This window comes from Nocardioides sp. NPDC051685 (assembly GCF_044453405.1).
Lineage (GTDB): Bacteria > Actinomycetota > Actinomycetes > Propionibacteriales > Nocardioidaceae > Nocardioides.
The window spans coordinates 778,457-796,279 of the sequence record NZ_JBITCR010000002.1; the positions used below are offsets into that span (position 1 = coordinate 778,457).

16 protein-coding genes are annotated in these 17,823 nt (G+C 72.2%); 2 read left to right on the top strand and 14 right to left on the bottom strand.

The features are described from left to right. Positions 1–10: 10 nt before the first annotated feature. From ACIA03_RS08775 to ACIA03_RS08805, 7 genes are read right to left on the bottom strand one after another with little or no spacing between them, the layout of a single operon-like run. Positions 11–673, bottom strand: a complete 663-nt coding sequence (locus ACIA03_RS08775) for a response regulator transcription factor (RefSeq protein ID WP_396981267.1) — start codon at positions 671–673, stop codon at positions 11–13. Positions 674–687: 14 nt separating this feature from the next. Continuing rightward, complete coding sequence (locus ACIA03_RS08780) at positions 688–1,167, bottom strand: DUF2231 domain-containing protein (protein WP_396981269.1); 480 nt, start codon at positions 1,165–1,167, stop codon at positions 688–690. A gap of 58 nt (positions 1,168–1,225) precedes the next feature. Next, complete coding sequence (locus tag ACIA03_RS08785; RefSeq protein ID WP_396981270.1) at positions 1,226–2,671, bottom strand: aspartate ammonia-lyase; 1,446 nt, start codon at positions 2,669–2,671, stop codon at positions 1,226–1,228. After that, positions 2,668–3,672 carry an asparaginase gene (locus tag ACIA03_RS08790; RefSeq protein ID WP_396981272.1) on the bottom strand — a complete coding sequence of 335 codons (1,005 nt, stop codon included), beginning with the start codon at positions 3,670–3,672 and terminating at the stop codon, positions 2,668–2,670. Before ACIA03_RS08790 ends, ACIA03_RS08785 begins: the two co-directional genes overlap by 4 nt. Continuing rightward, positions 3,672–5,099, bottom strand: a complete 1,428-nt coding sequence (locus ACIA03_RS08795) for an amino acid permease (protein ID WP_396981274.1) — start codon at positions 5,097–5,099, stop codon at positions 3,672–3,674. Before ACIA03_RS08795 ends, ACIA03_RS08790 begins: the two co-directional genes overlap by 1 nt. After that, complete coding sequence (locus tag ACIA03_RS08800) at positions 5,096–5,818, bottom strand: FadR/GntR family transcriptional regulator (protein ID WP_396981276.1); 723 nt, start codon at positions 5,816–5,818, stop codon at positions 5,096–5,098. Before ACIA03_RS08800 ends, ACIA03_RS08795 begins: the two co-directional genes overlap by 4 nt. Before the next feature lie 45 nt (positions 5,819–5,863). Then, a complete protein-coding gene (locus ACIA03_RS08805) occupies positions 5,864–6,847 on the bottom strand; it encodes a YbhN family protein (RefSeq protein ID WP_396981278.1) in 984 nt (327 codons plus the stop codon). Between the two features lie 275 nt (positions 6,848–7,122). Here ACIA03_RS08805 and ftsH point away from each other — a divergent pair, with 275 nt between their 5' ends. Continuing rightward, a complete protein-coding gene (gene ftsH, locus ACIA03_RS08810) occupies positions 7,123–9,102 on the top strand; it encodes an ATP-dependent zinc metalloprotease FtsH (RefSeq protein ID WP_396981280.1) in 1,980 nt (659 codons plus the stop codon). Between the two features lie 223 nt (positions 9,103–9,325). Then, on the top strand, positions 9,326–10,849 hold the full coding sequence (locus ACIA03_RS08815; protein ID WP_396981282.1) for an ABC-F family ATP-binding cassette domain-containing protein: 1,524 nt from the start codon (positions 9,326–9,328) through the stop codon (positions 10,847–10,849). On the opposite strand, the gene ACIA03_RS08820 is transcribed toward ACIA03_RS08815, so the two are convergent. The 7 genes from ACIA03_RS08820 to ACIA03_RS08850 are packed head-to-tail and all read right to left on the bottom strand — an operon-like array spanning position 10,813 to position 17,821. Continuing rightward, complete coding sequence (locus ACIA03_RS08820; RefSeq protein WP_396981284.1) at positions 10,813–11,919, bottom strand: MSMEG_0565 family glycosyltransferase; 1,107 nt, start codon at positions 11,917–11,919, stop codon at positions 10,813–10,815. The genes ACIA03_RS08815 and ACIA03_RS08820 overlap by 37 nt on opposite strands. Next, the gene (locus tag ACIA03_RS08825) at positions 11,916–12,770 is read right to left on the bottom strand and encodes a carbon-nitrogen hydrolase family protein (RefSeq protein ID WP_396981286.1); all 855 of its coding nucleotides are present in this window, start codon (positions 12,768–12,770) and stop codon (positions 11,916–11,918) included. Before ACIA03_RS08825 ends, ACIA03_RS08820 begins: the two co-directional genes overlap by 4 nt. A 19-nt stretch (positions 12,771–12,789) precedes the next feature. Continuing rightward, positions 12,790–14,109, bottom strand: a complete 1,320-nt coding sequence (locus ACIA03_RS08830; RefSeq protein ID WP_396981288.1) for an MSMEG_0569 family flavin-dependent oxidoreductase — start codon at positions 14,107–14,109, stop codon at positions 12,790–12,792. Next, positions 14,106–14,423 (bottom strand): MSMEG_0570 family nitrogen starvation response protein, encoded by a 318-nt coding sequence (locus ACIA03_RS08835; protein ID WP_396981290.1) that lies wholly within the window; start codon positions 14,421–14,423, stop codon positions 14,106–14,108. Before ACIA03_RS08835 ends, ACIA03_RS08830 begins: the two co-directional genes overlap by 4 nt. Further along, on the bottom strand, positions 14,416–15,330 hold the full coding sequence (locus ACIA03_RS08840; protein ID WP_396981292.1) for a carbon-nitrogen hydrolase family protein: 915 nt from the start codon (positions 15,328–15,330) through the stop codon (positions 14,416–14,418). The genes ACIA03_RS08835 and ACIA03_RS08840 overlap by 8 nt, the downstream gene beginning before the upstream one ends. Next, a complete protein-coding gene (locus tag ACIA03_RS08845; RefSeq protein WP_396981293.1) occupies positions 15,327–16,745 on the bottom strand; it encodes an MSMEG_0567/sll0787 family protein in 1,419 nt (472 codons plus the stop codon). The genes ACIA03_RS08840 and ACIA03_RS08845 overlap by 4 nt, the downstream gene beginning before the upstream one ends. Beyond that, on the bottom strand, positions 16,742–17,821 hold the full coding sequence (locus tag ACIA03_RS08850; RefSeq protein WP_396981295.1) for an MSMEG_0568 family radical SAM protein: 1,080 nt from the start codon (positions 17,819–17,821) through the stop codon (positions 16,742–16,744). The genes ACIA03_RS08845 and ACIA03_RS08850 overlap by 4 nt, the downstream gene beginning before the upstream one ends. Positions 17,822–17,823 lie beyond the last annotated feature (2 nt).

Consider the following 17,823-nt stretch of genomic DNA (forward strand, 5'->3'; position numbering starts at 1 on the left):
CCCGGCCTGGTCAACGCAGCACGAACCCGACGCCGCGCACCGTCACCAGCTCGACGGGCGACCCTGCGGTCTCGAGCTTGACCCGGACCCGGCGGATATAGGAGTCCAGGGTGTTCTCCGAGACCATCGCGCCGTCCGGCCAGCCCGCTGCCACCACCGCCCGGCGCCGCACCACCACACCGGGAGCGGCCGCGAGAGCGGCCAGGATCCGGTACTCGGTCGGGGTCAGCCGGGCCTCCCCGCCGCTGGTGCGCACCGAGAACCGCTCCGGGTCCATCACCAGCCCGGTCGGTGTCGTCGGAGCCGGTCGCGTCCGCTTGAGGAGTGCGTCGACGCGCACCAGGACCTCGCCTATGGCGAACGGCTTGGCGACGTAGTCGTCGCCGCCGGCGTGGAACCCCGAGATCCGGTCATGGACCCCGTCCAACGCCGTCAGGAACAGCACGGGTGCGTGCTGGCCGGCCGTACGCAGCGCCTGGCACACGTCGCGGCCGTCCGCGTCCGGGAGGCCGATGTCCACGATCAGCACCTCGACGCTTCCCGGAGTCGCGAACGCCGCCATCGCCTCACGCCCGTTCCGGCTGACGACCACCTCGTGGTCCGCCAACCGCAGACCCTCGGTCAGGACCCGACGGACGTCGGCGTCGTCCTCACAGATCCCGACCCTGGCCACGACCCGATCATGCCTCACTCGGGCGCGCTGACCTGGTCTCCCCATGCGGCCCGCGCCCCGGAGTCACCGACGCGGTAGACCTGGACCCCCGCCGCGAGCCCGGCCACCACTGCCAGTGCGGCGACGACGGTGACCGCACGATGCGCGCCGCCGGCATCCATGCTGCCGTCGGCCCGGTGCTGTCCGTGCGACATCCAGACCAGCACCGCGCCGAGGACCAGCACCGGTAGCGCGAACCAGATGAGCTGGTCGCCGAGCTCGGCGTGCTCGCCCGGGTTGCCGACACGCGCCTCCAACGCCTCACCGCTCGAGGACGCCACCGGCACCAGGATCGTCGCCACCAGCGAGGTCGCGACCACCAGCTTCCCGTAGCGCACCCGCCAGCTCGGCCGGACAGCGATCGCGAGCGTCCCGATGATCGACAGCGGCAGCAGCACCACCACCGCGTGGACGACCAGGGGATGGACAGGCAGACCGTTGATCAGATCGAACACAGGAGCTCCTTCGTAGGCGTGTTGCCAGCCTGTCAGGAGGAACCTGCCGACAACCTGACTACGAAACGCTGCCGTCCGAGGCGGCCAGCTCGGCGGCGCCGGGGGTGCTTCCAGGGTGAGCGAGCTGCTCGGGACGGAGCAGGTGAGCCAGGCGCTCGGGTGAGACCAGGCCCCGCTCGAGGATCAGCTCGGCCACCCCCCGACCGCTGCTGAGCGCGTCGCGGGCGATCTCGGTCGCGGCGACGTACCCGATCTCGGGGTTGAGCGCGGTGACGAGCCCGATGGAGCGCTCGACCTGGGCACGGGTCAGCTCGCCGTTGACCGTGATCCCTCGTACGCATCGCTCCGCGAGCACACGGCACGCGGCGGCCAGGTGGGTGATGCTGGCGACCAGCGAGTGCAGGATGACCGGCTCGAAGGCGTTGAGCTGGAGCTGACCCGCCTCGGCGGCCATGGTGACGGTGACGTCGTTGCCGATGACCTCGAACGCGACCTGGTTGACGACCTCCGGGATGACCGGGTTGACCTTGCCCGGCATGATCGAGGACCCGGCCTGGACCGGAGGCAGGTTGATCTCGCCGAGCCCGGCCCGCGGCCCGGAGGAGAGCAGCCGCAGGTCGTTGCAGGTCTTGGACACCTTGACCGCGACCCGCTTGAGCACGCCGGAGAGGTGGACGAACGCCCCGCAGTCCTGGGTCGCCTCGATCAGGTCCGGTGCGGTGACCAGCGGCAGTCCGGTGATCTCGGCCAGGTGGCGCCGGGCGATCTCGGCGTAGCCCACGGGCGCGTTGAGCCCGGTGCCGATCGCGGTCGCGCCCAGGTTGATCTCGTGCAGGAGCGTGACGGCCTCCTGCAGCCGCAGGCGGTCCTCCCCCAGCATCACCGCGTAGGTGCGGAACTCCTGGCCGACGGTCATCGGCACGGCGTCCTGGAGCTGCGTACGTCCCATCTTGAGGATGCCGGCGAACTCCTCGGCCTTCGCGGCGAAGGCGTCCTCGAGGACGCGCATGGCGTCGGCCAGCGCACCGACCGCGACGATGGTCGCGATGTTGACGGCCGTGGGATAGGCGTCGTTGGTCGACTGGCTGAGGTTGACGTGCTCGTTGGGGTGGAGCCGGTCGTAGCTGCCCTTGTCGTGACCGAGGAGCTCGAGGGCCCGGTTGGCGATGACCTCGTTGGCGTTCATGTTGGTCGAGGTGCCGGCGCCGCCCTGGATGACGTCGACGACGAACTGGTCGTGCAGCACGCCGGTGCGGATCTCCTGACACGCGGACGCGATCGCTCCGGCGCGCTCGGGGTCGAGGAGGCCGAGCTCGAGGTTGGCGAGCGCGGCGGCCTCCTTGACCGCGCTGAGCGCGTTCACCAGGTGCGGATAGGTGCCGATCGTGGTGCCGGTGATGGGGAAGTTGGCGCGGGCGCGGGCGGTGTGAACGCCCCAGTACGCCTCCGCGGGGACGTCGAGGTCGCCGAGCAGGTCGTGCTCGCGGCGGGTCGGTCGGGTCATGGCATCTCCGTCGGATAGGTGCGGGTCGGGGTGAGCGCTGCGGCGGGGCGCAGGCCGGCGGGAGCGAACGGGGCGAGGACGTCGGTGGCGACGCCGCCCTCGGCCAGCAGCGCGAGCAGCGCGGGCAGACGGGCCCGGTCGGCGCCGTCGGCGACCTTGAGCGCGAGGCTGGTGCCGTCGGGCAGGGCGGCGACCTGGACCGCTTCGAACCCGTCCTTGGCCAGCAGTCCGGGAACCGCCTGCATCAGGGTGGTGACGTCACGGCGGCTGCCGGCGACCATCTCGGGGTGGCGGCGCATCGCCGCGGCGACCCGGTGCTCGGCGCTGCCCTCGGGGGCGAGCACGAGACGCTGGGCGGCGCGGGCGAGCCCGTGCAGCGAGATCCCGAACAGCGGGGTGCCGCAGCCGTCCGCGGTGACCGTCGCGACCCGCTGCCCGGTGAGGTCCTCGACGGTCGCGCGGACGGCCGCCTGGAGCGGATGCGCGGGATCGAGGTAGCGATCGTGCGCCCAGCCCGCGGCCGCGCAGGTCGCGACCATCGCGGCGTGCTTGCCCGAGCAGTTGTGGGCGAGCCGGCTCCGCTGCCCGTCGGCGCGCAGCCAGCTCTCCCGCTCGACCGGGTCGTACGGCAGGTCCGGCGGGTTCTGCAGGGCGTCCTCACCCAGACCGGCGGAGGCCAGCAACCGGCGCGCGCCGGCCAGGTGGATCGCCTCACCGGAGTGGCTGGCCGCGGCGAGCGCGAGCAGGTCGTCACCGACCTCGAGCCCGGCGCGCACCATCGCCACCGCCTGCATCGGCTTGGCCGCCGACCGCGGGTAGAACGCCGCCTCGATGTCGCCGACCGCCAGGCGTACCCGGCCGTCGGGGTCGAGGAGGACGGCCGAGCCGTGGTGGACGCCTTCGACCATCTCGCCGCGCCAGACCTCGACCAGAGGCTGGTGGGCCGGGAGCCGCATCGGAGCCGCGTCGGCGACCGGTGTCACGAGGTCGGACAGACTCATCACACCTCCATCTCGGAGGTGTCGATGCGGTCACGGACCAGGAACCAGCCGCCGACCAGCAGCACCAGCAGCACCGGCATCGCGAGCAGGGTGATCCGGCCGACGTGGTCGAAGAACATCAGGATCAGGACCAGGGCGAGGAACCCCAGCGCGATGAGCTGCGGCAGCGGCGAGCGCGGCACCCGGAAGGCCGGACGCTCGACCTCGCCGGCGCGGCTGCGGCGCACGAAGATCGTGTGGCTGATCAGGATGATCGCCCAGGTCGCGATGATGCCGACCGAGGCCAGGTTGAGGACGATCTCGAACGCCTGGGCGGGCACGACGTAGTTGAGCCCGACACCGAGGACGCAGACGGCAGCCGTCATCATGATGCCGCCGTACGGCACCTTGTGCCGGTTCATCGCCGCGGCGAAGCGGGGGGCGGTACCGGCGGCGGCGAGCGAGCGCAGGATCCGGCCCGTGGAGTAGAGCCCGGAGTTGAGGCTCGACATGGCGGCGGTGAGGACCACCAGGTTCATCACGTCACCCGCACCGGGCACGCCGACCCGGGACAGCACGGTCACGAACGGGCTCTCGTCGGCGGAGTAGGCCGACCACGGCAGCAGCATCGCGAGCAGCACGACCGAGCCGACGTAGAAGATGCCGATGCGCCAGATGATCGTGTTGATGGCCCGGGGCATGACGCGGCGCGGGTCCTCGGTCTCGCCGGCGGCGACGCCGACCAGCTCGATGGAGGCGTAGGCGAAGATGACGCCCTGGATGACCAGGACCATCGGGAGCACCCCGGAGGGGAACATGCCGCCGTGGTCGAGGATCAGCTGCGGTCCGGGGGTGGTGCCGTCGATCGGGTGGCGGGTCACGATGAGCACGATCGCGATCGCCATGAAGACCACCAGCGTGGCCACCTTGATGAGCGCGAACCAGAACTCCATCTCGCCGAACAGGCGGACCGAGAGCAGGTTGAGGGTCAGCACGATCACCAGGGCACCCAGGGCGAGCACCCATTGCGGGACCGGCGCGAAGAACGACCAGTAGTGGGCGTAGAGCGCGATCGCGGTGATGTCGGCGATGCCGGTGGTCGACCAGTTCAGGAAGTACATCCAGCCCGCGGTGTAGGCACCCTTCTCGCCGAGGAACTCGCGGGCGTAGGAGACGAAGGCTCCGGACGAGGGGCGGTAGAGGATCAGCTCACCGAGGCAGCGCACCACGATGAACGCGACGAGACCGCACGCGGCGTACGCGATGGCGAGGGAGGGTCCGGCGCTGGCCAGGCGCCCGCCGGCGCCGAGGAACAGGCCGGTGCCGATGGCGCCGCCGATCGCGATCATCGTGATGTGGCGTGGCGTCAGCGACTTGCCGTAGCCGTCGTCGCCGGCGTCGGTGATCTGCGGTGGGGCGTCGGTGCCGGTGGAGGATGGCTGTGTCATCGATCGGAGTTCCTGTCGGTGGTGGGGTCGCGGACGATGTCTCCGAGCGCGCCGTCGACGTGCTCGAGGTGGGCGCGCATCGCCGCCTCTGCGGTCTCCGAGGACCCGGAGGCGATGGCGTCGACGATCAGGCGGTGCTCGGCATCGGAGGCCGTACGCCGCGAATCGTCGAGCTTGTTGAGCAGGGCGGACTGGGTGGCGAGGGCCTCGCGGATCTCCTCGATCACCTTTCCGAAGACGGGGTTGGCCGAGGCGCGGGCGATGGCGATGTGGAACAGCGAGTCGAGGGCGACCCAGACGGCGCCGTCCTCCTCGCGCTCCATCCGCTCGAGCAGGCTGCGCATCTCGTCGAGGTCGTCGCCGCTGTGCCGGGCCGCTGCGTACCCGGCGGCCGGGACCTCGACGTGTCGGCGTGCCTCCACCAGGTCACGGGCGGAGTAGCTGCCGAAGGTCGGGTTGTCGGCGGCCCGCTCGGAGACCACGAACGTGCCGCGGCCCGTGTGCGACTCCGTCATGCCGAGCGCCTGCAACGCCCGCAGCGCCTCGCGGACGACCGGGCGGCTCACCCCCAGATCGCGGACCAGGGTCGCCTCGGAGGGCAGCCGGGTGCCGACCGGGAAGGTGCCGGACTCGATCTCCGAGCGCAGCTCGGCGAGGACGAGCTCCATGGCGTTGGCACGCCGGATTGGTTTGACTGTTTGCCTGTCAGACAGGTTCATGGCGACGAGTGTGAGGGCCGTCACCGTCGCCTGTCAACCCCCGTGTCATCCCAGCCGACGGAGCCGGAGCCAGAGGTAGGTCGCTCCCGCGACGGGGATCGGTAGCCAGAAACCGAAGAGACGCCAGGTCAGGACGCCGAGCAGGGCGGCGTCGTGGGCAGTCCCGAAGGACACCAGGACCGGCACCGCGACGCCCTCGACGAGTCCCAGGCCGCCGGGCGTGATCGGCAGCAGGGCGATCAGGCCCACCAGGGCGTACGTGGTGATCAGACCGCCCGGGTTCGGCGCGGCCCCGAAGGCGAGCACGCAGAGATAGAGGCTGGCGGCGTCGAACGACCAGTACCCCAGCCCCCACAGGAGGGTCCGTCGGCTCAGTGCGGGGTTGCCGAGCACCAGCTGGACCTGGCTGATGATCGCCCGGACCAGCCGCTCGAACGCGTTCGGGTGGACCAACGGCAACCGGCGGGCCAGGGCGTGCGTGACCGTCACGACCTGGTCCGGGCGCACGATCAGCACCGCCACCAGGCCCCCGAAGGTGACCACCAGAACCACGGTCAGGACCGAGGCCGTCTTGAGGAACGGGTGCGTCTCCGGGAGCGGCACCGCGGCGACCAGGCCGATCACGAACGCGGCGACGAACCAGAGGACGGTGACCGCGAACTCCACGGCACCGGCGGCGACCGCTTCCGCTGGTGGGACTCCGGCTCGACCGAGCAGTCGCATCCGCAGCGCCGCGGCGACCGCTCCCCCACCGGGCACCACGTGGCTGAAGCCGTTTCCGGTCACGTCGATCGCCAGCACGGTCGGATAGGTCGGGCGCGAGTCCTCAGGAAGAAGCGCGTGGGTGAGGCCGCTGTAGCTGCCGTAGGAGGAGGCTTCGAAGGCGAGGGCCAGGACCAGGGCGAGCGGAGCGGCGGTGGCGGCCGAGGTCCAGGACTGGCGGGCGCCGGTGAGCAGGTCGACCGCGACGTACTCGAGCGCCAGCACCGCAACGATGATCAGGCCGACGCGGCGGACCCACGCCCACACGGGCGCGGCTCGCCCACGCTCCCGACCGGCTCGGTCGGATTCGCGTGCTGCTGGTTCCCTGTGCATCGGCCGGCCCGATCAGCTGCGGGACAGCCCGCGTGCCGAGGTGTCAGACATGTCCGCTCCTTCCGGAATCACCGTCACTCGGCGGACAGGAAGCCGGAAAGTGTCCTTCGTCCCCGATCCCCCGCCATCGGCCCCGAGGGACGTTGGCCCCGAGACCACGCAGACCTCGGCCCCTTTCCCGTTCGATCCTCGACTGCTGGCCTGGGACCATGTCATTCGAAGGGCGCTACGACCCCGGGCACCAGCTGAGGGTCCGGTCCGTCCACGACGCCGGCGGCCTCCGGTTCTCGGCGCCGGTCAAGTCCGGCCCGCCGAAGGAGCCACCGAAGCCGGCACCGCCGCTCCCGCCCCGCTGGCAGCGCTGGCTGCTGCCGATAGCACTGGCGGTCGCGGTCGTCCTGCTGTTCGTGCCCTCTCCGGACACGGAGCCGAGCACGTCGCTGTCGTACACGGACTTCACCAGCAGGATCGCCGACGGCAAGGTCTCCTCGGTCACCATCGACGAGCTCGGCGCGGTCACCGGAACCCTCCAGGACGGGACCCGGTTCAGCACCCAGATCCCCACGGCCCTGGACATGAGCGGCCTGACCAGCAGCCTGCAGACCAAGGGCGTGGAGATCACCGCCGAGAGCGCCGGCTCACCGTGGTGGACGGCGCTGCTGGCATGGCTGCCTCTGCTCCTGATCCTCGGACTGCTGCTGTGGTCCAGCCGGGCCGCCCAGAAGGCCATGGGTGCCGGCGTCGGCGGCATCGGCGGTTTCGGCCGGTCCAAGGCCAAGATCATCGAGGCGGAGCGGCCGACCACCCGGTTCGAGGATGTCGCCGGCTATGACGGGGTCAAGCAGGAGGTGGGCGAGATCGTCGACTTCCTGCGCCGCCCCGAACGGTACGCCGAGGCCGGTGCCAAGGGCCCGCGCGGCGTGGTCATGGTCGGCCCGCCGGGCACCGGTAAGACGCTCATGGCACGGGCGGTGGCGGGTCAGGCCGAGGTCCCCTTCCTCTCGGTGACCGGGTCGGCGTTCGTGGAGATGTTCGTCGGCGTCGGCGCGGCACGGGTACGGGATCTCTTCGCCGAGGCTCGCAAGCGCGCCCCGTCGATCGTCTTCATCGACGAGATCGACGCGCTCGGCTCGCGCACCGCCAGCCCGGGCCGGATCGGGAACGACGAGCGGGAGCAGACCCTCAACCAGCTGTTGGCCGAGATGGACGGGTTCGACCAGTCCACCGGGATCGTCGTGCTGGCGGCCACCAACCGGCCGGCATCGCTCGACCCTGCGCTCCTGCGCCCTGGCCGCTTCGACCGTCAGGTGGTCGTGCCCCTGCCCAACCAGTCCGAACGCAGCGCCATCCTCGACGTCCATGCCAAGAACAAGCACCTCGACCCCGGCATCGACCTGGCCGTGGTCGCCCGCGCCACACCGGGGTTCTCAGGCGCCGACCTGGCCAACCTGGTCAACGAGGCCGCCATCAACGCCGTCCGTGACGACCGCTCCGTGATCACCGCCGAGGACCTGGACACGGCTCGGAACCGCGTACTGCTCGGCCGGCGGGAGACCTCGAACGCGCTCCTCCCCGAGGAACGCCATGCAGTCGCGGTGCACGAGTCCGGGCACGCCCTCGTCGCGCAACTGTGCGCGCACGCCGATCCGGTCGCCAAGGTCACCATCCTGCCCGCCGGCATGGCCCTCGGTGCGACCGAGCAGCTTCCCGAGGCCGAGCGCCGCCTGTACAGCGAGGGTTACCTCAACGACCTGCTCGCGGTGCGGCTCGGCGGCCGTGCCGCTGAGCTCATCGCCTTCGGCGAGGGCTCCTCGGGCGCCGCGAACGACCTCTCCGGCGCCACCCAGATCGCCGCACGGATGGTCGTCGAGTTCGGGCTCTCGCCGGCATTGGGACCGATCGGGTACGGCTCGGAGGCTCCGCAGTACCTCGGCCAGGCGGCCGAGGAGAACCTGCGCCGCCCCTACTCCGAGCAGACCCAGCGCGTCGTCGACCGGGAGATCGCCCGGCTGCTCGGGCAGGCCGAGGAACGCGCGATCACCCTGCTCCGCGCACACCGGACGGCCCTCGACCACCTGGCGCGGCTGCTGCAGGAGCGAGAGACCCTCGACGGGGCCGTCGTCTCCCAGGTGCTCGCCGAGGAGGCCGACGAGCTCGGTCGGAATACGCCGCCCGCGGTCAGCGCCTGATGAATTCGAGGCGTGGGACTGATCGAAGTGGACAAGCTCTAGCCACCGCACTGCCGGTGGCTCTCGCCTGACGCGCTCGCGTCAGCATGCCGACACGTTCGCCTCTGCGAACGCGCGATCACGACCCTTCGGTCGACCTCGCGGTGCATATGTCTTCGACCTGTCACCGACTCCCGTCGCGCCCTCGTGGCGCTCGACGGACGAGAAAGAGAACCCACCGCGAATGTCCACCCCCTCCGCCATCACCCTGAGCAACCTCACCTTCGAGTGGGCCGACGGCACCGTCGCGCTCGAGGGCGTCAACGGCACCTTCGGCTCCGACCGGACCGGCCTGATCGGTCGCAACGGCGCCGGCAAGTCCACCCTGCTCCGCCTCATCGCCGGCGAGCTGACCCCGACCTCCGGGCAGATCGACGCCACCGGCGAGGTCGGCTACCTGCCGCAGACCCTCACGCTCCGGCAGGACACCACCGTCGCCGGCCTGCTCGGCATCGACGGCATCCTCGCCGCGATCCGTGCGATCGAGTCCGGCGAGGTCGACCAGCGCCACTTCGACGCGATCGGCGAGGACTGGGACATCGAGTCCCGCGCCGACGAGGCCCTGCACCAGATCGGCTTCTCCGCCGCCGATCTCGACCGTCGCGTCGCCGAGATCAGCGGTGGGGAGGGCATGCTGATCGCGATCACCGGCCTGCGGATCCGCCGCACCCCGATCACGCTGCTCGACGAGCCCACCAACAACCTGGACCGAGCCACCCGCGCCAAGCTCGCCGAGTTCGTCGACCAGTGGCCGGGCACGCTCGTGGTCGTCAGCCACGATCTCGAGCTGCTCGAGCACATGGACAGCACCACCGAGCTGTACGCCGGGACGCTGAGCACGTTCGGCGGACCGTACAGCGCGTGGAAGGAGCACCGCGACCAGGAGCAGGCGGCCGCCGTGCAGGCCGCCCGCTCGGCTCAGCAGACCCTCAAGGTCGAGAAGCGGCAGCGCATCGAGGCGGAGACGAAGCTCGCCCGCCGCGAGCGGACGGCCAAGAAGACCCAGAAGGACGGCGGGATCCCGAAGATCCTCGCCGGCAACCGAGCCAGCAAGGCGCAGGCGTCCGCCGGGTCGATGCGCTCCACGCTCGACGACAAGGTCACGGCCGCCCAGGCCGCGGTCGAGGCGGCCGGTGCCCGCGTACGCAACGAGGAGCACATCCACCTCACCCTCCCCGATCCCGGCGTACCGCGCGGCCGGCGGATCGCGGAGCTCGAGGACGAGGGCCGGACCGTCGTGGTCCAGGGGCCGGAGCGGGTCGCGCTCATCGGCGCGAACGGCTCCGGCAAGTCGACCCTGCTGACGCGTCTCGTGCAGGGTGACGGTCCGGTGCCGGGGCGGCCCCACGGGCGCCTGCTCACCGACCTGGTGGGGGTCCTCCCCCAGCGTCTGGACGGTCTCGACGAGGACGCGAGCGCGATGGAGAACGTACGCACCGTCGCACCGGAGACGCCGCCGGGCACGATCCGCAACCAGCTCGCCCGGCTCCTGCTCCGCGGTGACAGCGTGGACCGCCCGGTCCGTACGCTCTCGGGTGGCGAGCGCTTCCGGGTCTGTCTCGCCCGTCTGCTCCTCGCCGACCCGCCCGCCCAGCTGCTGATCCTCGACGAGCCGACGAACAACCTCGACATCACCAGCGTCGAGGTCTGGCCGGGGCCGCCGGTCCCACCTCACCCGCCTGAGGCGTCGCGCAGGATGCGCTCGTAGAAGGCCTGGTGGGCGCGGGCGGCGCGCTCCCAGGTGTAGCCGGCGGCGAGCTCGCGCCCCGCCGCCGGCTCGGGCGGCGTGTCCAGGACCTTGCCGAGCGCGACGGAGATCTCCTCCGGCGAGGTGGCGTAGGCGACGGTCTCGGCGAAGACCTCGCGGAGCACCGGCAGGTCCCGCGCGACGACGGGTACGCCGGCCGCGAGCGCCTCCAGGGCCGCGAGCCCGAAGCCCTCCTTGGTCGAGACCATCGCGAGCGCGCGCGCCTCGGCCACCAGGGCCGGGAGCTCGTCCTCCGCGACGACCCCGGTCACGACGACCGGCACACCGAGCTCGCGGGCCCGGGCGTCGAAGGCGGCCCGGTAGTCGCGGTAGTCGAAGAGCGTCTCCCCACCGCCGAAGACCAGCGTCAGGTCCTCGTGGTGGGGCTCGGCGGCACGCAGCGCGGCGTACGCCTCGAGCAGGTCGAGCGACCCCTTGCGTGGTTCGATCCCGCCGAGCGCGAGGACGTAGGGACCGAGGCGGTCACGCCACACCGCGCGCCGGGCGTGGTCGGCGGCCCCGGCCGCGAACCGGGCCGCGTCGACGCCGTTGGGGATGACCTCCGGGGTGAGCCCCCACCCGGCCGCGACCTCGTCGGCCACCGACCGGGAGACGCAGATCCTGGCGTACGGCTCGACGACGGCCTTCTCGTGGCAGGCGGCGAGCTGCGGGGTGGTGAAGTGGTCGAGGTGGTGGATCGTGCGGACGCACGGAAGGGCGGCGTTGGCGCTGATGCAGTCCTGGGCGTGCACGATGTCGTAGCCGTCCCGCTCGCGCTCGAAGACGGCTCTCAGCACCTCGATGGAGCGCACGATCCGCTCCCCCACCGACTCCTCCTCCCCCGCCTCGAACGGCACCGCATGGACGGTGACGGCAGGATCGACCGGGCGGAAGAACGCGGTGTCGCCGTGTCTGCCGAGGGTCCAGACATGGACGTCCTCGCCGAGCGCGGCCAGTGCCTCGGCGAGCGCCAGCGTGTGCACGACGCCGCCGCGGGGCCGGGTGGAGTAGGTCAGGAGCGCGATCCTCATTCGGCCCTCCCCGGGAGCTGGTAGGCCGTCGGGGTCAGCTCCTTGAGGTGATGCAGGACCCGGCGGGAGCGGGCGATCTCCGCCTCGACGTCGATCTCCGCGACGGCGAGGCCACCCTTGGAGGTGGTGCGGGCGAGGATCTCGCCACCGGGGCCGACGACCTTGGCCTGGCCCAGGAACCGCAGCCCACCCATCACCCCGGTCTGGTTGGAGGAGACCCAGACGACCTGGTTCTCGGCCGCGCGGGCCTGGTCGTAGAGGTCGAAGAGGCGTGACTGCCGGTCCTGCGGGAGCCGCGAGGCGCGGTCGGTGACCGAGGCCGGCCAGGCCGAGAGGCAGGCGATCACCGAGGCCCCGTCGAGGGCGAGGGTGCGGGCCGCCTCGGGGAAGGTCTTGTCGTAGTCGATGAGCATCCCGAGCCGCCCGACCGGGGTGTCGAAGGCCGCGAACCGGGTCCCCGCGGCGTACACCAGCGACTCGCCGGCGGGCTGGTGGACCTTGCGGTGGCGCCCGAGGACCCCGTCGCCGCTGAGGCAGACGGCGGAGTTGTAGAGGCGTGCCTGGCCGTCGGCGACGACCTCCTCGGCGTAGCCGAGGCAGATCACCATCTCGCCGGCCGCCGCGACCACCCGGCGCAGCTCGAAGGAGTCCTCGGTGAGCGCGGGCGGGAGCGCATGCGGGTCGGGGTGGCGCAGGTCGGAGAGGTAGCCGCCGAGGGTCGCGTCCGGGAGGACCAGCAGGCCGACCCCGTTGCGGCGGGCGTCCTCGACGATCCCTTCGAGCTTGGCGACCGCGCGGGTCAGGTCGCGTCCGAAGTGAGCCGCGACGGCCCCGATACGCACGTTCGACATGGTCCTCAACCTATCCGTCTCAGGCCACCGCCGCCGAGGCGTCCAGAGGACTCGGCGAGCGGCGCCGGGCCAGGTCGGCGGCACGCTCGGTGGCCCGGTCGGCCCGGCCGGTGATGACGCCGGTGACATGCTCCGCGTCCGCGGCGATGCCGAGGAAGCGGCCGGAGCCCCAGGTGTGCAGCCAGGGCAGTCCGAGGAAGTGGAGCCCGGCGACGGCGGTCACGCCCCGGGTGTGGGTCGGCCTCCCGGTCCCGTCGAAGACGCCGGCACGGACCCAGCGGTAGTCGGGCCGGTAGCCGATCGCCCAGATGATCGTCGTGATGCCCGCTTCGGCGAGGTCGAGGCCGGTCGGGTCGGCCTCGGGCTCCCAGACGGGGCGGTACGCCTCGGCGGGAGCGACGTCGAGACCCTGCGTCTCGATGTGGACGTCGATGTCGCGGCAGATCGAGCGGTAGACGTCGTCGGCGGAGTCGAGGGCGTCGCGCAGCGTCGGCGCGATCACGAGGTCGGTGCCGGCCCCGGACTCGAGCCGCCCGTAGAGCCGCATGCCTTCGGCGGCGAACTGGCGCAGGTCGATGTCCCGCCCGCCGTCGCGACCGGTGACGTAGTGGTTGGTCTTCTCCCGGGCGGCCAGCCCGCCCGGGTAGCTCGCGACGGGGGTGTCGTAGAGCCCCATCTCGGCCAGCCAGGTCATGCAGTCACGTCCGCGGTGGAACCGGGCGACCCTGGGAGCGTCGCCGATCGCGAGATGCACCTGGCGTCCCTCCAGGTGCAGGTCCTCGGCGATCTGGGCGCCGGACTGGCCCGAGCCGACCACCAGCACGCCGCCCGGACGAAGCCGCGCGGCACTCTTGTAGTCGGCCGAGTGCAGCTGGTCGACGGTGGGGTCGAGCGCGGGCGCCCAGGCCGGGACGACCGGCACGTGATAGCCGCCGGTGGCGACCACGACGTGCTCGACCTCCCAGGCCTCGACGCCGTCCGGCCCCTCGGCCTCGACCAGGAACCCGCCGCCGACACGCTGGGTCAGCGAGGTCACCCGGGTGTGCTCACGCAGCGGTGGACCGAAGGTCGGCGCGTAGCCGGCGAGCCATCTCACCACCTCGTCGCGGGTCATGAAGCCGTCCGGGTCGGGGCCGGCGTACTCGTAGCCGGGCAGCCGGCAGTGCCAGTTGGGCGTGACCAGGGTGAAGTTGTCCCAGCGGGTGTCGGCCCACTCGTGGCCGGCGGTGCCGGCTTCGAGGACGACGTGGTCCACGCCGTCGCGGACGAGGAACCAGCTGGCGGCCAGGCCTGCTTGGCCACCGCCGACGATCGCGACGGTGGTGCGGTGGGTGGTCATCGGGACTCCTGCGGCGTCAGCGTGTCAGGGAGGGGCGGGTGCATGGCGAGGACCGTGACGTACTGGCCGAACTCGTACGCAGCGGCGGAGGCCCGCAGCTGCTCGGCGGTCGCCATCGCGCTGGTGCAGGCGAAGCCGAACTTCGCCCGGACCCGCTCGGAGGCGGTGGCCAGCGCGGTGAGGCTGCGGTCGAGGAAGTCGTCGACGGCGTACGTCCGGCCGATGGTCAGGTGGTCGTGCATCACCAGCGAGGGTGAGTAGCAGTCCTCGACCCGCCCGTCGGGCCAGCGCACCGTGAAGGTCATCTCAGGCATGACCCTCACCCACCTGGGAGAACGGCTCGGCGGTCGCCAGCGCCGAGGGGTACGCCTCGGGGCGGCGGTCACGGAGGTGGAACATCGCCCGGCGCGCCGTCGCCAGGGCGCTGGGCACGTCCAGCTCGGCCACGGCCATGCCGGCGTCGACGCCGGTGGTCGCGAGGACGTCGCCGCCCGGACCGACCACCTTCGCGTTGGCGACGAAGCGGAGCTTGCCGAAGGTCCCGTGCTGGTTGGAGGCGAGCCAGACCACCTGGTTCTCGAGTGCCCTGGCGGCGTCGAACAGGTTGAACCGCTTCGTCCACCGGTCATCCTCGATCGACGCGCTGGTGGCGGTGCGGGAGGCCGGCCAGGCGGAGATGCAGGCGATGATCTCGGCGCCGTCGACGGCCAGCGCCCGCGCCCCCTCGGGGAACGCCTTGTCGTAGCAGATCATGGTGCCGATCCGGCCCGCCGGCGTGTCCACGCAACCGAACCCGTCCCCGGCCGCGTAGTAGAGGTTCTCGCCGAGCGGCTGGTGCACCTTGCGGTGGGCACCCAGCACGCCGTCGCCGGTGACGACGGCGGCCGTGTTGTAGCGGGACGCGCCGTCGGACTCGCACAGGCCGACGACGACGGTCATGTCACCGGCCAGCGCGGCGACCCGGGCGAGCTCCGGGCCGTCGATGTCCATGACCGGCGGGAGGTCCTCCGGTGCCTCGTCGTGGTTGCCGTCGCGTCCGGCGCCGAGCACGGAGAGGTAGCCGCCGAGACACGCCTCGGGGAGGGCGAGGAGGCCGACCCCGGCCTGTCGAGCGTCGTCGATGAGGGCGCCGATCTGGGCGAGGTTCTCGTCGACGTCGCGGCCGAAGCCGGCGCAGACGGCGGCGACGGCGCTGCCGCGGTGGGTGTCGGTGGTGGTCATGTCGCAGGTCCTAGTCCGGTGACGGTGTGGTCGATGGCGTCGGTGACGGTGCCGTCCGGCCAGCGCAGGCCGACGCCTGTGCCGGCGACGAGCTCGCCACAGACGGCGGAGGTGACGAAGCCGGGCAGGCCGGTCGGTGTCGCGGCGCGGCCGGGATCCTCCGCGGTGAGCATGGCGAAGCCCGGGAAGCAGGTGAACCAGTCCGCGATGGAGGCCGCGGAAGGGGTGGGGACGGCGGCGACGTCGATGATCGCGCGGCAGCCGCTGGCCTCGGCCAGCATGCCGGCAGTGCCGACCAGGCCGGCCATGCTGACGTCCTTGGCCGCCGTCGGCGCCAGCGCGGGCACGACCCCGGACAGCGCCCGCAGCTCGGCCGAGGTGCGGTGCGAGGAGGAGTCCCACTGACGGCCGTGGTAGCCGGGCCGCCAGCCGCCGCCCAGGTCGGCGCTCATCCGGAGCAGGTTCCCGGGTGCTCCCCCACCTCCGGGGACCGGGCGTGAGGTGCGCCCGAGGGCGGTGACCGAGAGCGCGGCGGGGACGCCGAGCTGGGTGTGCCCACCGAGGACGGGTACGCCCCACGCCTGCGCGGCCTCGGCCAGCCCGCGCACGATCCGGCGGGCGAAGGAGGCGTCGCGGGCCGCGACGGCGTCGAGCAGGCCGACCGGCTCCGCGCCCATCGCGGAGAGGTCGTTGACATTGACCAGGACCGCGCACCAGCCGGCCCACTCGGGGTCGCGCTCGACCATCGAGGGCAGGATCGCGTCACAGGCCGCGACCAGGTCACTGCCGGGGACGGGGGCTCCGTCGTCACCCCGGAACCCGGGGGTCGAGCGCCCGACGAGAGCACCGATCAGGTCGCCGAGAGGTGACTTGGTCACCTCGGATAGCTGCGCGATGCGTGCGAGCGGCCACTCCATCACCACATGAGTCATGTCGTGGAGGTGGATCCGTTCGCGCGGGACCCAGCCGAGCCGCCGGAAGAGTCCCTCGTTGCGGGCCTGGACGGTGGCGTCGAAGCGGAGCGCACCGGCCTGCTCCGCCGCGGCGCAGGCCGCCCGGACCAGCGCCGCGCCGACACCGAGGAGCTGCCGGGCGTCGGCCTTGACCGCGAGCCGGCTGCCCCGCCACCAGCCCACATCAGGCGCGCCCGGCTCCGCCGGATGAAGACGTACGCCGCCCAGGACCTCGCCGTCGTCCGCACGAGCGAGCAGGACGATCCGGCGCGGGTCGTCGTCGACGTCGTCGAGGTCGGAGCCCGCGAAGAGGCCCTGCTCGGTGACGAAGACCTCCCGGCGCAGCCGGAGGTAGACGTCGTGGTCAGCGGCGGTTTCGGCCCGGACCACGGTGTAGCCCTCCAGGCTCGGCGCCCGGCGCACCCCTCCGGCCAGGATGACGTCCTCGAGCAGCTCGGTCATGCCGACTCCTCCCCACAGGCGCCGAGGGCCGAGCAGGCGCCGCACGACGCGCAGCCGGCGGCCTGGTCCGCGCCGGCCATCCCGGCCCGGCGCAGCAGCGCGGCGACCCGGGAGGTGACCCGGTAGACGTCGGCGTGCGCGGGCGCGGGGACTCCGTCGACGTCCTTGGCGAGGGTGCCGTCCAGCGGGCGGTAGGGCACCACGAACGGATAGACGCCCATCGCGATCAGGTCCTCGCAGCCGGCGACCAGCTCGTCGGGGTCCTCGCCGAGGCCGACCAGGAGATAGGTAGAGACCTGGTTCCAGCCGAAGACGCGGACCGCCTCGGCCCAGGCCGCCTTGTACTCGCTCAAAGGCACCGAGCCCTTGCCCGGCATCCAGCGCAACCGGGCCGCGTCATCGAGGGACTCGACGTGGATGCCGATCGAGCGGGCACCGGCGTCGTAGAGCTCCTGGATCGAGGCGAGGTCGCCAGGAGGCTCGCACTGCACCTGGATGGGCAGGTCGGGCACCGCCTCGCGCACCGCGCGTACGCAGCGGGCCAGGTGGGTCGCGCCGCGGTCACGGCCCCGGGAGGTCCCGGTGGTCATCACCATCTGGGTGACCCCGTCGAGCTCGACCGCCGCCTTGGCGACCTCGGCGAGCTGGGCGGGCTGCTTGACCGCGATCGTGGAGCCCTGGCGCAGCGACTCCTCGATCGCACAGAACCGGCACCGCTCCTCCACGTCGTAGCGCGCACAGGTCTGCACGACGGTCGTGGCGAGCACGTTGGCCGAGTGCAGCCGGGCGATCTTGTCGTAGCCGACGCCGTCGGCGGTGACCAGGTCGTAGAAGCGGGGCCGGGCGACGGCCTCGACCCCGAGACCGGTGTCGGCTCCGTCGAGGAGCAGCTTGCCGCCGCGTACGGAATAGGGGCTGCGGGGGTTGAGCGGGATGGCCGCGCCGACCCCGTCCAGGAGGACGTGGCCGTCGTCGCTCGGTCCCGCGCCCGAGCGGCGGGCGACGGGGGCGTCGAGCAGGCGGATCCCCTGGATGGCGACGTCGACGCGGGTGCTGGACGAGATCGGCGAGGTCATGG

Bases quoted from the DNA above. Each gene is read 5' to 3' on its own strand.
- ACIA03_RS08830 (WP_396981288.1), bottom strand. From the start codon at position 14,109: ATGACCACCCACCGCACCACCGTCGCGATCGTCGGCGGTGGCCAAGCA.
- ACIA03_RS08840 (WP_396981292.1), bottom strand. From the start codon at position 15,330: ATGACCACCACCGACACCCACCGCGGCAGCGCCGTCGCCGCCGTCTGC.
- ftsH (WP_396981280.1), top strand. From the start codon at position 7,123: ATGTCATTCGAAGGGCGCTACGACCCCGGGCACCAGCTGAGGGTCCGG.
- ACIA03_RS08835 (WP_396981290.1), bottom strand. From the start codon at position 14,423: ATGCCTGAGATGACCTTCACGGTGCGCTGGCCCGACGGGCGGGTCGAG.
- ACIA03_RS08795 (WP_396981274.1), bottom strand. From the start codon at position 5,099: ATGACACAGCCATCCTCCACCGGCACCGACGCCCCACCGCAGATCACC.
- ACIA03_RS08825 (WP_396981286.1), bottom strand. From the start codon at position 12,770: ATGTCGAACGTGCGTATCGGGGCCGTCGCGGCTCACTTCGGACGCGAC.
- ACIA03_RS08845 (WP_396981293.1), bottom strand. From the start codon at position 16,745: ATGACCGAGCTGCTCGAGGACGTCATCCTGGCCGGAGGGGTGCGCCGG.
- ACIA03_RS08785 (WP_396981270.1), bottom strand. From the start codon at position 2,671: ATGACCCGACCGACCCGCCGCGAGCACGACCTGCTCGGCGACCTCGAC.
- ACIA03_RS08850 (WP_396981295.1), bottom strand. From the start codon at position 17,821: ATGACCTCGCCGATCTCGTCCAGCACCCGCGTCGACGTCGCCATCCAG.
- ACIA03_RS08800 (WP_396981276.1), bottom strand. From the start codon at position 5,818: ATGAACCTGTCTGACAGGCAAACAGTCAAACCAATCCGGCGTGCCAAC.
- ACIA03_RS08820 (WP_396981284.1), bottom strand. From the start codon at position 11,919: ATGAGGATCGCGCTCCTGACCTACTCCACCCGGCCCCGCGGCGGCGTC.
- ACIA03_RS08815 (WP_396981282.1), top strand. From the start codon at position 9,326: ATGTCCACCCCCTCCGCCATCACCCTGAGCAACCTCACCTTCGAGTGG.
- ACIA03_RS08790 (WP_396981272.1), bottom strand. From the start codon at position 3,672: ATGAGTCTGTCCGACCTCGTGACACCGGTCGCCGACGCGGCTCCGATG.